The organism is Clostridium sp. FP1, assembly GCF_011065975.2.
Lineage (GTDB): Bacteria > Bacillota > Clostridia > Clostridiales > Clostridiaceae > Clostridium_AD > Clostridium_AD tagluense.
The window spans coordinates 498,456-513,100 of record NZ_JAAMNJ020000001.1; the positions used below are offsets into that span (position 1 = coordinate 498,456).

The window sequence follows — 14,645 nt, forward strand, 5'->3', positions numbered from 1 at the left end:
AGGAGGAAATCATATGAATGAAATTCAGACTACAGTTATAGATACATTAACCGTTGAAATCTTAATTTTAAAGCAACAAACCGCTCAAAACATCATTGAAATTGGTAAGAGGTTAATATCAGTAAAAGAATCACTAGCTCATGGCGAATGGGGAAAATATCTTGATGAAAAAGTGGAATTTGGGAAAAGTACAGCTAATAATTTCATGAGAGTTGCTAAAGAATTTTCAAATCTCCAAGCGATTGGAAGTTTGCCACAAACCAAGGTGTTTGCACTACTTGAAATACCACAAGCAGAGAGAGAAGAGTTCATTGCAAACAATAAAGTTGAGGAAATGACAACTAGGGAATTACAACAAGCAATCAAAGATAGAGACAAGGCGGTAAATGAAAAAGAGATATATGCAAGTGCTATGAAAAAAGCAGAAGATGCAAAGTTTATTTCAGATAACCTACTAAGAGAATCTAAAGAAGCTGCTAAAGCAGATATAAAAAAACTTAAGGATTCACTAAAAGATGAAAAGAAAAAATCAAGTGCAGAAATTGCGAAGCTTCAATCTTTTATTGGAGAGGCCAAAGACTCTGGAAATGATGAAGAGGTTGTAAGACTCCAGGCATCTCTTAATGAAATACAAGGTGATTTGGATAGTTCGGCTCTTAGGATAGATGAACTTGAATCTCAATTAAAAGAAAAACCAATTGATGTAATAACTGCTGAGCCAGTAATAATAGAAAAAATCCCAGAAGAAGTAGTAAAAGAACTTCAGGAGCTTAGAGAAAAGTTAAGTCAAAGCAATAGCCCTTTCGTAGCTAAATTCAAAAGTAATCACGCAGTGCTTAATCAAATTTTCAAAAGTCAATTAGAAGTAATGGTTGAAATAAAAGAAACAGATTCTGTAACTTATGAGAAATGTAAAAATGCTATTTCAAATTTAATAAGTAAAATGTCTGAGAGATTATAATGCAGCAGAATAAAAGGAGGAATAAAAGTTGAATAAAGTAGTTTTGGTAGGTAGATTAACAAAAGATCCTGAGCTTAAATTTGCTCAAGGAACAGGAACAGCTGTAGCCACTTTTACTGTAGCCGTTAATAGAAGATTTAAGCGAGAAGGTCAACCAGAAGCTGATTTTATACCTGTAGTTGTATTTGGCAAGCAAGCGGAAGCTACTGCTAATTATATGAGTAAAGGTAAACTTATAAGCGTTTCTGGAAACATTCAAACTAGAAATTATGAAGCTAAAGACGGTAATAAAAGATATGTTACTGAAGTGATTGCTGATGAGGTTGGTTTCCTTGAGTATGGTGGTAAAAATGATGCTAGAAGCCAAGATTCTGCTGGTGAAAGTGGGTTTGCTAGTGACATAACACCAATAGATGATATGGGCGATACACCATTTTAGTAAATAATGTAAACAAACAAAGGAGGGTTCAATGGGATATACACATGGTGTTAAGTGGAGCAATGAGCTTATAGAAAATAAAATCTATGAAGTTATGAGGATATTGGACATAGATAGAATGCCCAGTGCTTCTGAGGCTGAATTGATTATTAGAGATTCTTCTCTCTCAAACAAAATAGCCAAGACCGGTGGTTTTATAAAGTGGGCCGATAAATTAGGACTTGAAATTAAAGAATCAGAAACGCAGCTCGGAAATAAATTTGAGGGCAAGGCTAAAGAATTAATTGAAAATATGGGCTATATGACTGAGCGAATGAGTTGCAAATATCCATTTGATATATTGGTAAATAGTAAAATCCGTATCGATGTGAAGTCAGCAAGGCCTTATATGTTAAAAGACAATAGAGTTCACACTGTCGGCATCAATAAGAAGTATGCAACTTGCGATTTATACTTAATATTTGCACTGGATGAAAATGAAAACATAGAACGTACATTTATTGTTCCAGGGTGTGATTTAAAAGTCACTTCAATGAACTTTGGCCAACACAGTATATACAACATTTACCTGGATAGATGGGATTTATTTAAAAGATATGATAATTTCTATAACAATTTAGCTTCATTGGGAGGTGTGTAGATGCGGTACAAATTCACAGATAAAGAAATAAATGAATTATTAAAGAAGATGGTTATATTAGTAGATTCTCGAGAACAGGCAAATAATCACATTATTGATTGGTTCGATAAAAGCAAAATAAAATATAAAGTACAGAAACTCGACTATGGAGATTACTGCTGCTACTTGCCTATAGGAAGTTTTGAAGGACAGCTAAGGGACATTTACTTTACAGATGAAATACTTATCGAAAGAAAATTCTGCATTGATGAATTGGCCATGAATTTGAAAGATAATAAAACCAACATAAATGAAATTAAGCAAGAAATAATTGAGTTGTTTGGAGAAAAGTATCTAGCTAAAGTTTTAAAAACTGACTACAACAGAATGAAACAAGAATTAACTTCAATTAATAAGTACGGAATAGAATTTTATATCTTCATGGAAGGTAATAATTTTGATGAAGATATAAGAAAAGGGCATTTTAGGAGCCAATATGATGCAAGTACATTATACAAGAGATTCAAAGGGCTAGAAAGAGAATTTAAGACTATAATACGTCCCATTTCAAAAGAGTTCATGGGGAGCGAAATATATAATACTTTGCGTTATGGAGTTAGAAATATATTAGTTCACAAAGGTTTCATGGAAAAAGAAAACTAAAGAGTTGAGGTGTGAAGCATGGACTATAAATCTATTAAAGCTCATTTTAAAGTAAAAGAAGATAAAGGGGACATATGTAAGGCCATGTGCCCCGCACACCCTGACAAAGAGGCTAGCCTTAGTATTAAATATGATAGAGCTAAAGGGATTACAATTTTTAAATGTCATGCAGGCTGTGAGACTAGAGATGTTGCAGAGGCAGCTGGACTTGAAGTATCTGATCTCTTCGATAAACCATTAAAGGATAAGGATAAGGATAAGGATAATTCGAATAATAAAAGTGAAATTGTGTACCAATACAAAGATGATTCAGGAAATATTCTATTTGAAAAAGTAAGGTTTGAAGCGACCGAACAAAAGAAAAAACATTTTGCTCAAAAGAGAATGATAAATGGAAGTACTGTTTGGGGCTTAGATGCCGGAACATACTGTGAAACTTTCTCAGGTGGCGATAACTGGAGTAAGAAAAAAAGAGATAAAGCAGTAATGAAAGATTTTCCTTCATGTGAGCCCGTTGTGTATAACCTTCCTGAGCTTATAGATGCAATAAAGCAAGGTAAAAATGTTTATGTAGTGGAGGGTGAAAAGGATGCTGATAACCTTGGAAAATGGGGATTAGTAGCAACGTGTAATTTCGATGGTGCTTCAATAAGTACTCAAAAACCTAAGTGGAGAAAAGAGTATAACCAATACTTCAAAGGTGCCAAGGTTATTATCTTCAATGACAATGATGATCCAGGACGAGCACATGCAGATAACATTGCAGCAGAACTGTTTGGAGTGGCTGAATATATAAAAAGAGTTGAGATTCAAGAGTTACAGGAAAAAGAAGACGTTACTGATTGGATAAATGAAGGTCACACTAAAGAAGAGCTCATGGAAATTGTTAATAACACATCTCTTTATGAATATGATGATGCGGAGGACCAAAGCCTTATAAATCTTAATTTCTCTGATGTAGGAAACGCTGAAAGATTAATGGCCATATACGGTAAAAACATTAGATATAATCCAGTACGTAAGAGTTGGTTATTGTGGTCAAGTAAGCACTGGGAATTTGATTTTGTAGGTAAAATTGAAGGACTAGCTAGGAAAGTAATACGGAAATTACAAGTAGAGGGCGAGGCAATATCCTTAGAAGGATTATCCTATGAGGAAGAAGCAAAAAAAGAGAAATTAAAAGAATCTATTAAAAAATATGTCTTAAGAAGTGAATCTGATGGAAAAATTAAAGCGATGGTAAATCAATCCATGACACAAAGTAGATTAATTGTGACCGAAACTGATAAGGATAATTTCTTGTTAAATATAAAAAATGGTACCTTAAATCTTAAAACTGGATTATTAGGGAAGCATGATAGAAGAAACTTTTGCACAAAACTTGTAAATGTTGAGTACAATCCTAAGATGAAATGTCCAAACTGGACCGAGTTTATCAATAAAATATTCTTAGGTGATGTAGAATTAATAAATTACATTCAAAAATCGATAGGTTATTCCATGACGGGTGATGCTAATTTACAGTGCTTTTATATTTTGCATGGTAACGGAGCAAATGGTAAAGGTACTTTTATTAAAACTATTATGAGGTTCATGGGAGAATATGCGGATGGCCTTGATGCTAAAAGCTTAATGGAAAAGATGGGTGATGAAGGTACTAGAGAAGAAATTGCAGGATTAATCGGCAAAAGGTTTGTAAATGTTAATGAGATGAAAGGGAGCAAAAGCTTTGATGAAGGATTATTGAAATCCCTTACCTCAGGAGCGGACGAAACTGTAAAAGTTAGAAATTTATATGAGTCAAGTTTTAACCTTAAGCCCACTTTCAAATTATGGATGTCAACTAATCATATGCCCAAGATAAACAATGACGATGAAGGTATTTGGAGAAGAGTTAGAAAAATTCCTTTTAAATATAAGTTTGTTGATGGTGATAAAGATGTAAATTTCTTTGAAAATAAGCTAATACCTGAGATGAGCGGAATACTGAATTGGGCAATAGAAGGATGTCTGAAATGGCAACAAGAGGGTGAACATATTCCAGATGTAGTTAAAGCCTCTGTAGATGAATATAGGATTGATAGTGATCCTATACAGCGATTCATAGCAGAAATATGTATAGTCGCTAATAGTGAAACTGTAAGGGTAACTGTTCCAGATATGTATAAAGCTTATGAGTTTTGGTGTAAAGAAAACAAAGAATATATATTGTCTTCTATTAAATTTACTAAAAAAATGGCTGAAAAAGAGTTTGAAAAGGGTAGGAGTAATTATGGACTATATTGGAAAGGCATTGGATTGCTGGATAAGGAGCATCAAGTGGGTATAACTGAGTGCGACAATAAATATAATCCATGGGTTAAGGATTAGGTCGAGTTCTGAGAATATTGTGTATCAAATTTTAAACTTGAGTTAAAAAAATATGCTTTTATTAATAAAATAAAGCTCCGATTACTCGAAACTTTATTTGTGTTATCAGATACCTATCCAATATAAAGGATTTCCTGGATATGTATGATTAGGGAGATAGTATGAGAATGAAGCAGGGGTATAAGGAATTCCATAATTCAAGAATTGACTGTCCGATGGATAACAATAGCAACCAGCATCAGTTGCTATTACTTGTTCACCGCAAGCACATGTTTTTAAGTAAGCATTTACAATCTTTTTGTTAAGCATAAGTTTAACTAAATGATTATCTCTAAGTGTCCCTGTAGGTCTATGGTATTGACCATTAACAGAGCAATGTGTTTCATAAGCAGATGCTTTTTGATTCCCGCCAAAAGCAAATACAAACACTAATGATAGAGAAAGACACAGGATTTTAAGAATTTTTTTCATAATAACACTCCTTTGTATATATTTTTTATTTATTACAATATTAGTATATCATACTTGTTACAATATTGCAATATATTGTATAAATATTAAAAAATATACATACGCTAGGGTCAATATTCTACTATTCATTAGTTATGCCGTATTTAATAAGAAGGTAGAAGTAAAAAGTATAAAATCGCATTCTAAATATGTTGTTTAAAATGCTGAGTTTATGAGACACATTTTGAAAATATGATGAAGGGAGCAAATTTAAATGTTAGAAAGATTAGCGAAATGGTATCATTCAAGAATGTTAAGAAAAGCAAAAATAAAATAGTGACGGATTTCAAAAAAATCTGAATTAACTACTTTAATATTTAGGAGGACATATGAAACAAATTCTTATAAAAGTAAAAAATAAAGGGCATTGGATTAACAAAAATTTAGCAGATGCAACATATGAAGAACGATTTATTCACTATAATTTACTCAGTAAAGGACAAATTGTACATTTATTAGAGGAAGTAATTGGGAATAACATCAATAAGGGCTAAAAATACTAAAATGGTTATAAATTGAATTAATAATACGAATAGTAAAAAGCCGTGTAGGGAATTTTAAAATGGTGTAGGCTTTGTGTAGGCTTTGTGTAGGCTTTGTGTATAAAATAATCACTTCAAAGTATTGGTATAACTCAATCGTGTAGTAAGTGTAGTAAATTCTTAAACAAATAGATAGTGTATAAAATATATGTAATATATATACATATGTACACATGTATTATGTGTACAATAGGGAAATTTACTACACTTTGTACACGGACTACCCTTAAACCTAGTAATAGAGCCAAACTTCTTTTAAAATCATTACACGAATTACTACACTTTTACTACACCAATAGGAGGTAACTAGGACATATGGAAATAATGTACAAAAATAAGGCTATACAATGAAAAATATAACTATAAGTTTTGCTAAAGATTATTCAGATGAAAGTAAAATTATAATGATTACAGAAACTGCTAAAGTATTAAAAATTTTTATTGATAAAGTAAAACCTGATACTGATAAAAATATTAGAGTGAAATGGTTAAAAAGGAATATAGCAGAAGTTAGCACGAAATATTCTGATAAAACTATTTGTTATAAGTAGCAAGGAGGCAATTATGGACAACCTAACTATTCTAAAGGAAAAATATAATTCGCTTCTCCAAAGAGAAAAGAAAGCTTGTCTGTATTTAAATAATAAAAATATAAAACTTGCGACAATAGAAAAAAGTTATATTCCTGAGTTTCAAAAGATAACCATAGAGCTTAATGAAATTGCAAGACAAATTAAAGGAGTCACTAAAGATGAATTACTAAATGGATTTAAAGTATAAGGAGGCTTTTATGAAAATAGATTTTAAGGATATGTACCTGGGTAGAATAGACCAACTCAACTTAGATATAAGAGATGCTGTTAACCAAAAGAAATGGACACTTAAGGCTAAGTTAGAAGCAGAAAAGAAAAAGGTGCAAGAGCTTATTGAAAGATTGGACTAGCACAGAGGGGGAGTATAAATCATGAGATATTCTGCAAACTATGATGAAATAATAAAAAAAGCAGTAACAGAAGCTATTAAAGAGTTTGATATAAAGAGACGTGAGGATGCAAAGACTAAAGTACTTCATAATACAAAATTGCTTTTAAGTAATTATAATAGCCTTAGTAGACATTATGAGGAAGCAGTTGATAATTTGGATTATATAGAGCTGGATGAAGAAGATGAAAGATCCTGTGAAAGTATAGAATCAAATGATAAACTGTTTATATTAACAATAAGGAGAAGTAAGTTTAGGACAATGATTATGGTTTCTCATATTCAAGCAGCATTAAAGGCACTTAAAGAAGATTGCATAAGAAAAAATCATCTGAATAAGTATGAAGTACTAGAAAAACACTATTTACAAAATGTACCATTCAATCAAATATCAGTTGAATCTAACTGTTCTGAGATAACTGCAAGAAGGTGGAAAAACGAGATGGTGCAAGACTTGGGAGTATATTTATTCGGGATAGATGCACTGTGATAATAACATGATAAAAAGATGATATTTACATGATAATTCAAATGTGGTACTATGATACTATTAAAAAGTGTAATTGCAGGCACCGGTAAATTCTTAATTGAATTGCTGGTGCTTTTTCATGTCTAGAATTAAACAATAATATTAGAAAAAAACATTAGACACAAATAAAAACTCTAGGGATATCTATTATACCTAGAGTTTTTATAATTCGTTTTATATTATTGTTTTATTGTTAATGGTTAGGGAAGGAGATTCCCTATTTTCCTTCATGGTTTACTAATTTCACCTAATAAAGCATTTAAATAAATTTATTATCTTAATTAATAAATCTACAAGCTTATACCAATCTTCTTTTTTAAGATTTTTAGTTAAGCCTAAGAAAAATATCCTGAATCTCTTTCCCCAACCACATTTAAGCATGGTCAGGTACCTCCAAATTTTAATATGTACTTATTATATGTTTAATTAGGTTTGTTTATGCACATAGTTTTATTTAAAAGTAAAGTGAAATAATGATAGAAACAGAATTATAGTACTGGATAAATCTCTAGTGCTATTTATATTTTTAATAATTAAATAACGTAAGGAGTGGTTAGATGTAATGTATAAAGAGATAAAGTTAAAAGAAGAAGAGTTAACTAAGAAGCAACAAAGGCTAAAGAAGCTAACGGAAGATAAGAAGTGCAAGGGTAGGGAATAAGCAGAGCGGTTGGCGTAAAGGGTGGGGGAGTATAAGAAGTTTGATTAAAGGGTTTTACCTCCTTTTGTAGAATATTAGGGAAAGAAGGGTGGTAAAAGTAGTATGGTTAGCTTAATAAAAAAGATTTTTTATTTTATATGGCATGGAGATCAAATGCAATTTAGAGATTTAAATAAATATAAAGTCAGTAAGAATAACAATATGGAAAAAGTGGTTAATTCAATGGCTTTTGATTATTTTAGAATGAACATCAAGGAAAGATGTTTATTTGAGTATAAGCTAAAAGATTGTATAAATGATGTTGATAAAATAGCTATGGCGTCATTAGTGTTTATATTTATTGTACCAATTACTTCAGTTGCATTTGAAAATAGTGGTCTTATTAAATTAGTACTGTACTTTGTTTTATATATTATTATGGGTCGCTTTGTTGTTAGTAAAACTAATCATTATAAAATCTGTAAACTATATATCGAGGTTATAACTAGTATTAAGAATGAAGAAATAATTCAAGAAGGTACTTATGCAGTGGAAATTAGATTTATTAGTAAAGAGGAATAGATTAATTAAAAACCTGTAATTGGAGTTGTAAATTTAAAATCAATAACTAGAAACAAAAATGTAATTATTGATCTAACAGATTAAAAAGTATTGTAGCAAACTTTTAATAATAAAATAAATAATAATAAAAGAAAGCACTGGAAGTTCTTAACTGAATTGCTGGTGATTTTCTGTTTCTAAGAATAATAAGGTCTGAATTACATTTTAGATTATAAATAGAAAGAGTAGGGAGTTAATCGCCCTACTCTTAGTCCGAATTGGTGATAAATTTTGTATTATGATAGTCTCTTTAAGGTGCACTCTAATGAGTGCAGGATCTACCGGTTAAAGCTTATTGTTATTGTAAACTTCAACTTACCTATCCTTAAAGATAATTTCATTTCATCACCACCTTGTGTTGGTAATTTCAATTATACATAATGATAAAATGTAATACAATGGTGACATAAAGGAAATTAAGGAATATTATTCTAATACATATTGAGAAGTGAAATTAAGGGCTTTTATATAGGCTCTTTTTTCATGCATGAATATAAAACTAAGTAAGGAGTGAGGGCATGTTAGGTATGTATACAAGTTATACCTGTAAAGGTTGTGGTAAGCAATTGGTATTGATCACAGAAGAGATAGAGAGCATGAGCAAGGTTAGATATCTAGCATGTGCTTACTGTGGCAATAAACGTATTGTGAGGCAGAAGGCTACTGACAATATAAAGGAATGTATGAATGAGCATAGTTATAAAAGATGTAATGGTAGAGTGCATCAGAAAAGGTAAAAATATAAAGAGTAAGATGTGCTTTCCTACTCTTTATCCGAAGTGTGATATTATTTTGTTTTCTTAGAGTTAAATACTTTTTCTTAAAGTTAAACCATAAGTTTTTTTTTATTAAGCTTTTTAAAATGTTAACTATTAGTGAAATTATCTGTAAAATTTCATACGTTAAATCCAAAAAGTTTTTCATAGTATCACTCCTAGATTATTATGTTTTTATTATTAGCAGATTAAAAGAATTATATTCAAAGTATCTAAAAGATATATGAGGTTGTAGAAGTCAATGATTGGTATGAAAAGAGAGTGGAACAGGAAGAGAACTATCTATAAAACAATGAGATAAAGAAGGTGAGGGTCATGCCACTAAGACCATTAAAGCAATGTAAGAAGTGCATCACGTTAACTAGAAATGTAAGTGGATATTGCGAGGAGCATGAGCTAAGCAAAAACGAAGTCAGCAAAAGATATGATAACAGTAGAGACAATAAGTATGTATCATTCTATAACTCAGTTGGATGGAAGAAGCTAAGGAGACAAGCATTGGCTAGAGACTATGGAGTATGTCAGCACTGTTTAAGAGAGGGTCAAGTAATAGCAGCGGACATGGTGCATCACATAGTAGAAGTAAGGGTTGATTGGTTGCTTAGGTTAGTATTAGGTAACCTTGTATCATTATGTGATAGTTGCCATAAGAAAATACCTCATAAGAGTAAGTAAATACTGCATGATATTAGGTCGCATTTTGGCGTACCCCCTCCCCTTTGGGATAGGATTATATCATGGCTAACACCGTATGCTGCTTTTCCTCACACGATTTTCGTTTTATGAGACTTTCAGGAAAGGAGTTGTAAAAAATGTCTGGGAGAAATGCAAAACCAATAGGCCTACATATAGCAGAAGGCAATCCAAATAGATTGACTAAAGAACAAATCGAAAAAAGAAAACAGTCTGAAATTAAACTTGGAAGCACCAAGTTAGTATGTCCAAATTATATTAAAAGCACTGTAAATGCTTATGCGAAATGGAAAGAGATAATTAAAATATATAAAGAAGTTGATTTTGTATCGTCAGGTGATATGGGATTGCTTGCCAGGTATTGTATGACACACTCTGAGTATCTGAATTTGTGTGAAACTAGAAATAGAATAGGAAGTTTAAGAGCAGATTGGTCACAATATAAAGATAGTTTTCCAGAAGAATTTCAACTAAATATAGAAATTCTGCTTAAATTAAACGCAGATTTAAGCTTAGAATCTGCAATTAATAAGAAAATGGATATGTTGATTAAGATGGAAGACAGATTGTTCTTGAACCCTTTGGCAAAAATTAAAAATATACCTAAACAGGAACCTGTAAAAGTAGATAAAATAAAGGATAGGTTTGGTAATATATAATGTCCATATTGGAAGAACTTACAGAGTATTGTAATGACAGAATTACAGGCAAAAGAATTGCTTGCAAGAAAGAAATTTACGCTTGCCAAAGGTTTCTAAGAGATGTTGAAAATCAGAATACAGGAAAATTTCCTTATGAGTGGCTAGAAGATGAGGCACAAAAGATAGTTGATTGGTTTGCGCTATTGAGACATAGTAAAGGTGTACTAGAGAAGCAACCTATAATTTTAAATACATGGCAAAAACTTTGTCTATGTAATATCTACGGATGGTACCATATTAAAACAGGGTATAGAAGATTTAGAAAAGCATTTATAGAGGTTGCTAGGAAAAACACCAAATCACAAATGATGGCAGGGGTAGCACTATATGAAATATCAGCCTTTGGGGTTAATGCCTCAGAGGGTTTTTGTCTTGGAACTAAAATGAAACAAAGTAGGATAGTTTTTAAAGAAGCTAACTTGATGCTTAAAAATAGCCCTCTTAAATGTAAATTCAAGATATCAAGAGATTCCATACAACATGTAAGAAGTGATAGTGAATTAGTTCCAGTATCTAAAGAAGAAGGTAAAGATGGGGATGGTAGTAACCCTCAATTTGCGTGTATAGATGAATATCATCAACACCCAACAGATGAAATGTATTCAGTAATGGTTACAGGAATGAAGGCAAGGCCAGAACCGTTACTTATGATTATTACTACGGCTGGAAAAGATTTAAGCTATCCATGTTTTACTCAAGAATATAAATATTGTAGTAATATAATAGATCCTTATATTGATATGGATAATGAAACTTATTTTGTTCTAATATGTGAGCTTGATGAAAAAGATGAAATATCAAATGAGGAAAACTGGAAAAAGGCCAACCCTGTAGTCATGACTTATGATGTTGGCATTACCTCTATGAGAGAAGATTATAAAATAGCAAAAGACATACCTGAAAAAATGCCAGACTTTAAAACTAAGAATCTTAATATATGGCTTCAGCAAAAAGCTAATGGTTACATGGACATGAGTAAGTGGTCCAAGTGCAGCATAAGTAAAGAAAATCCATTCCCGGATGTTACAGGCTTAAAAGTAATTGGGGGCCTAGATTTATCTGCGGTTATAGATTTAACTAGCGTAAGTTTTGAAGTTGAATTGCCAGATGGTAGAAAAGCTGTAATGAGCCATTCGTTTTTAGCAGAGGATACGTTGACACAAAAGATTCAAACTGATAAAGTGCCATATGGTTTATGGGTAGAACAGGGATGGATAACTAAGACCCCAGGAGCAGTAGTTGATTATGCTTATATATTAAAATATATGGAAGATATTTATGCAAAGTATAAATGGACCAAGGGTGAAGTTTGCTTTGATAGAGCATTGGCATGTTGGCTTGTACAGGAATTAGAAAAAAAGGGATTTATTCCTATTGATGTTCCTCAGGGTATGCTCAGTCTTGGAGAACCTACTAAGAACTTTAGAGCATTGGCATATAGTGGCAAGGTGATTCATGAAAAAAATCCAGTACTGACTTGGGCCATAGGAAATGCAGTAACAAAAACAGACCCAAATGAAAATATAATGCTTGATAAAAGTAAAAGTACAGAGAGAATTGACCCTATAGCATCATTAATTAATGCGCATTTTAGAGGGATAATTACATCAATTGTCCATGAGGATGTGTTCTATAGTCCGAATATTTAGAAGGGAGGTGAAAACTTGGGATTAATAAGTTCATTAAAAAAATTCTTTTTCAATACTCCTAATTCTGTAGTTGTGAATGGTGGGTCTAGACAGTTTTCTTTTGTAAATAAAGATTTAGCAACAAATGAAACTATATTCGCGGCTATAACAATGCTTAGTAATGGCTTAGCTAGTTGTCCAATATCTTTAAGAGAAGAATCTAAAAAAATTAAACCCTCCGAACATCAATTAGCAAGATTGTTTGAATATGGGCCTAACTCTTATATGACAATGTTTCAGTTTATTAGATGCATGGAAACACTAAGAAATACCAAAGGAGCTGCTTATGCTATTAAGGAATATGGAATGTATAATTCTATATCTGCTATTTGGGTTTTAGATAGTGACTGCATAGAACCCATAATAGATATTGACACAAAGGAATTGTATTACAAAATCAGGTGTGATAATTTAAACAGATATGTTCATAGTTCACATATAATTGCAGTAAATCATATAAGTAGTGATGGATATACAGCTATAAATCCTTTATCTGTGCTCAAAGATACTATTAGTTATGACAGAGAGATAAAAGAATTTTCATTGAATCAAATGCAAAATGGATTAAAGGCCAACCTTGTAATTAAACTTCAAACTAAATTGGACGAACCTGGACTGAAGCTCTACGAAGAAATGCTACAAAGGTTTAAAAAAAATGGTGTGTTATTTGTGGATCAGGGAAAGGAGTTCCAGGAACTTAAAAATTCTTCTTTCATAGACCCTAAGGTTTTTGAAGTTGAAGAAATAACAGTAGCAAGAGTAGCGAGAGTTTACAATATTCCGCTTGGCAAACTTATAAGTGGCAAAGATAGCTATTCTAGCGCCGAACAAAGTGATTTGGAGTATATAAAGGACACAATATTGCCATCGGTTCGTATGTATGAACAAGAATTTTGTAAAAAGTGTTTGACTGAAGGTGAAAGAGACAAAGGGTTGCAAGTAAAATTATCATTAAATGGATTTGCTCGTGGTGATATGAACACCAGGGGTAATTTTTATTTTAAGGGTATAAGATCATCATGGTTTTGTGCCAATGATATTAGATCTTTAGAGGATATGCCGCCAATGCCAGGAGGAGATGTTTTCTATGTATCCAGAGATATGATACCTATTGATAAGATTGATTTATTGTTGAAAGGAGGTGAGAAATAGTGGAAAAAGGTAAGAAATACTGGGAATTTAACGCTAAAGCTACAAATGAGGCTGATTTATTCCTGTATATAGAAATAGCATCTTGGGGAGGCGGATATTGCGCACATTCAGCTCAAAGTTTCAAAGCAGAATTAGATGCACTTGGAGGAATAGAAACACTGAATATCTATATTAATAGTCCTGGTGGAGACGTATTTGAAGGTAATGCAATTTATAATATGTTAAAAAGAAAAGCTAGAAATTGTCAAGTGAATGTATTTGTAGATGCTCTAGCTGCAAGCATTTCATCTGTAATTGCTATGAGTGGAAAATATGTTGGCATGCCGGGAAATGCAATGATGATGATACATAAATCGTCGTTAGGCTGTTACGGTAATGCTGATGACCTTGAAAAAGGAATTGAACTTTTAAGAAAAGTTGATATTTCGATGAAACAAGCTTATCTGGATAAGTCTAACGGTAAACTTGATGAAGTAATACTAGATGCTATGCTAAATAGTGGAGATACGTGGTTGACTGCACAAGAGTGCTTCGATTATGGACTGTGCGACGAGATATTAGAAGAAAAACAAATATCGGCTAAATATGATGATAAAGTCTTAAAGAACTATAAAAATGTTCCTAAGGCTTTTTCTTTTGATAATAAACCTATAACAGGCTTAAATTTAGAAGATAAGTCGGCAGAAAATATAAAAGATGATGAGATTGAGGTCCTTATTAAAAGAATAAATAATAAATTCAAATAAATTAGTGGAGGAAT

The 14,645-nt window shown here is 31.9% G+C and carries 18 protein-coding genes; 17 read left to right on the forward strand and 1 reads right to left on the reverse strand.

The window, feature by feature from the left end; translation table 11 throughout:
* Nucleotides 1–13: 13 nt before the first annotated feature.
* Genes G9F70_RS02565 through G9F70_RS02585 form a run of 5 tightly spaced genes read left to right on the forward strand, consistent with a single transcriptional unit; the run spans nucleotide 14 to nucleotide 5,052 of the window.
* Entirely contained in the window at nucleotides 14–961 is a 948-nt protein-coding gene (locus G9F70_RS02565; RefSeq protein ID WP_164946057.1) for a DUF3102 domain-containing protein, read from the forward strand.
* Nucleotides 962–989: 28 nt separating this feature from the next.
* Nucleotides 990–1,400, forward strand: a complete 411-nt coding sequence (locus tag G9F70_RS02570) for a single-stranded DNA-binding protein (RefSeq protein WP_224617383.1) — start codon at nucleotides 990–992, stop codon at nucleotides 1,398–1,400.
* 31 nt (nucleotides 1,401–1,431) lie between these two features.
* Nucleotides 1,432–2,040 (forward strand): hypothetical protein, encoded by a 609-nt coding sequence (locus G9F70_RS02575; protein ID WP_164946059.1) that lies wholly within the window; start codon nucleotides 1,432–1,434, stop codon nucleotides 2,038–2,040.
* Entirely contained in the window at nucleotides 2,041–2,682 is a 642-nt protein-coding gene (locus tag G9F70_RS02580; RefSeq protein ID WP_164946060.1) for an ERCC4 domain-containing protein, read from the forward strand.
* 18 nt (nucleotides 2,683–2,700) lie between these two features.
* Complete coding sequence (locus G9F70_RS02585; RefSeq protein WP_164946061.1) at nucleotides 2,701–5,052, forward strand: phage/plasmid primase, P4 family; 2,352 nt, start codon at nucleotides 2,701–2,703, stop codon at nucleotides 5,050–5,052.
* 105 nt (nucleotides 5,053–5,157) lie between these two features.
* Here G9F70_RS02585 and G9F70_RS02590 read toward each other — a convergent pair whose 3' ends face one another.
* Nucleotides 5,158–5,523 (reverse strand): hypothetical protein, encoded by a 366-nt coding sequence (locus tag G9F70_RS02590; protein ID WP_164946062.1) that lies wholly within the window; start codon nucleotides 5,521–5,523, stop codon nucleotides 5,158–5,160.
* A gap of 368 nt (nucleotides 5,524–5,891) precedes the next feature.
* On the opposite strand from G9F70_RS02590, the gene G9F70_RS02595 reads away from it, so the two are divergent.
* From G9F70_RS02595 to G9F70_RS02650, 12 genes are all read left to right on the forward strand, one after another.
* On the forward strand, nucleotides 5,892–6,056 hold the full coding sequence (locus tag G9F70_RS02595; protein ID WP_164946063.1) for a hypothetical protein: 165 nt from the start codon (nucleotides 5,892–5,894) through the stop codon (nucleotides 6,054–6,056).
* Nucleotides 6,057–6,451: 395 nt separating this feature from the next.
* On the forward strand, nucleotides 6,452–6,655 hold the full coding sequence (locus G9F70_RS02600; RefSeq protein WP_164946064.1) for a hypothetical protein: 204 nt from the start codon (nucleotides 6,452–6,454) through the stop codon (nucleotides 6,653–6,655).
* Nucleotides 6,656–6,668: 13 nt separating this feature from the next.
* Nucleotides 6,669–6,884, forward strand: a complete 216-nt coding sequence (locus tag G9F70_RS02605) for a hypothetical protein (protein ID WP_164946065.1) — start codon at nucleotides 6,669–6,671, stop codon at nucleotides 6,882–6,884.
* Nucleotides 6,885–6,894: 10 nt separating this feature from the next.
* Complete coding sequence (locus G9F70_RS02610; protein ID WP_164946066.1) at nucleotides 6,895–7,047, forward strand: hypothetical protein; 153 nt, start codon at nucleotides 6,895–6,897, stop codon at nucleotides 7,045–7,047.
* Nucleotides 7,048–7,068: 21 nt separating this feature from the next.
* Nucleotides 7,069–7,575 (forward strand): hypothetical protein, encoded by a 507-nt coding sequence (locus G9F70_RS02615; protein WP_164946067.1) that lies wholly within the window; start codon nucleotides 7,069–7,071, stop codon nucleotides 7,573–7,575.
* An 802-nt stretch (nucleotides 7,576–8,377) separates the two neighbouring features.
* Nucleotides 8,378–8,836 carry a hypothetical protein gene (locus G9F70_RS02620; protein WP_164946068.1) on the forward strand — a complete coding sequence of 153 codons (459 nt, stop codon included), beginning with the start codon at nucleotides 8,378–8,380 and terminating at the stop codon, nucleotides 8,834–8,836.
* Between the two features lie 557 nt (nucleotides 8,837–9,393).
* The gene (locus tag G9F70_RS02625) at nucleotides 9,394–9,612 is read left to right on the forward strand and encodes a hypothetical protein (RefSeq protein ID WP_164946069.1); all 219 of its coding nucleotides are present in this window, start codon (nucleotides 9,394–9,396) and stop codon (nucleotides 9,610–9,612) included.
* Nucleotides 9,613–9,966: 354 nt separating this feature from the next.
* Nucleotides 9,967–10,326 (forward strand): HNH endonuclease, encoded by a 360-nt coding sequence (locus G9F70_RS02630; protein ID WP_164946070.1) that lies wholly within the window; start codon nucleotides 9,967–9,969, stop codon nucleotides 10,324–10,326.
* 137 nt (nucleotides 10,327–10,463) lie between these two features.
* Nucleotides 10,464–11,003: a terminase gene (locus G9F70_RS02635; protein WP_164946071.1), complete on the forward strand. Its 540-nt coding sequence runs from the start codon at nucleotides 10,464–10,466 to the stop codon at nucleotides 11,001–11,003.
* A complete protein-coding gene (locus G9F70_RS02640) occupies nucleotides 11,003–12,694 on the forward strand; it encodes a terminase large subunit (protein WP_164946072.1) in 1,692 nt (563 codons plus the stop codon). The genes G9F70_RS02635 and G9F70_RS02640 overlap by 1 nt, the downstream gene beginning before the upstream one ends.
* A gap of 15 nt (nucleotides 12,695–12,709) precedes the next feature.
* Entirely contained in the window at nucleotides 12,710–13,885 is a 1,176-nt protein-coding gene (locus G9F70_RS02645) for a phage portal protein (protein WP_164946073.1), read from the forward strand.
* A complete protein-coding gene (locus G9F70_RS02650) occupies nucleotides 13,885–14,631 on the forward strand; it encodes a head maturation protease, ClpP-related (protein WP_164946074.1) in 747 nt (248 codons plus the stop codon). The genes G9F70_RS02645 and G9F70_RS02650 overlap by 1 nt, the downstream gene beginning before the upstream one ends.
* Nucleotides 14,632–14,645 lie beyond the last annotated feature (14 nt).

Bases quoted from the DNA above. Each gene is read 5' to 3' on its own strand.
- G9F70_RS02565 (WP_164946057.1), top strand. From the start codon at position 14: ATGAATGAAATTCAGACTACAGTTATAGATACATTAACCGTTGAAATC.
- G9F70_RS02575 (WP_164946059.1), top strand. From the start codon at position 1,432: ATGGGATATACACATGGTGTTAAGTGGAGCAATGAGCTTATAGAAAAT.
- G9F70_RS02580 (WP_164946060.1), top strand. From the start codon at position 2,041: ATGCGGTACAAATTCACAGATAAAGAAATAAATGAATTATTAAAGAAG.
- G9F70_RS02585 (WP_164946061.1), top strand. From the start codon at position 2,701: ATGGACTATAAATCTATTAAAGCTCATTTTAAAGTAAAAGAAGATAAA.
- G9F70_RS02590 (WP_164946062.1), bottom strand. From the start codon at position 5,523: ATGAAAAAAATTCTTAAAATCCTGTGTCTTTCTCTATCATTAGTGTTT.
- G9F70_RS02595 (WP_164946063.1), top strand. From the start codon at position 5,892: ATGAAACAAATTCTTATAAAAGTAAAAAATAAAGGGCATTGGATTAAC.
- G9F70_RS02600 (WP_164946064.1), top strand. From the start codon at position 6,452: ATGAAAAATATAACTATAAGTTTTGCTAAAGATTATTCAGATGAAAGT.
- G9F70_RS02605 (WP_164946065.1), top strand. From the start codon at position 6,669: ATGGACAACCTAACTATTCTAAAGGAAAAATATAATTCGCTTCTCCAA.
- G9F70_RS02610 (WP_164946066.1), top strand. From the start codon at position 6,895: ATGAAAATAGATTTTAAGGATATGTACCTGGGTAGAATAGACCAACTC.
- G9F70_RS02615 (WP_164946067.1), top strand. From the start codon at position 7,069: ATGAGATATTCTGCAAACTATGATGAAATAATAAAAAAAGCAGTAACA.
- G9F70_RS02620 (WP_164946068.1), top strand. From the start codon at position 8,378: ATGGTTAGCTTAATAAAAAAGATTTTTTATTTTATATGGCATGGAGAT.
- G9F70_RS02625 (WP_164946069.1), top strand. From the start codon at position 9,394: ATGTTAGGTATGTATACAAGTTATACCTGTAAAGGTTGTGGTAAGCAA.
- G9F70_RS02630 (WP_164946070.1), top strand. From the start codon at position 9,967: ATGCCACTAAGACCATTAAAGCAATGTAAGAAGTGCATCACGTTAACT.
- G9F70_RS02635 (WP_164946071.1), top strand. From the start codon at position 10,464: ATGTCTGGGAGAAATGCAAAACCAATAGGCCTACATATAGCAGAAGGC.
- G9F70_RS02640 (WP_164946072.1), top strand. From the start codon at position 11,003: ATGTCCATATTGGAAGAACTTACAGAGTATTGTAATGACAGAATTACA.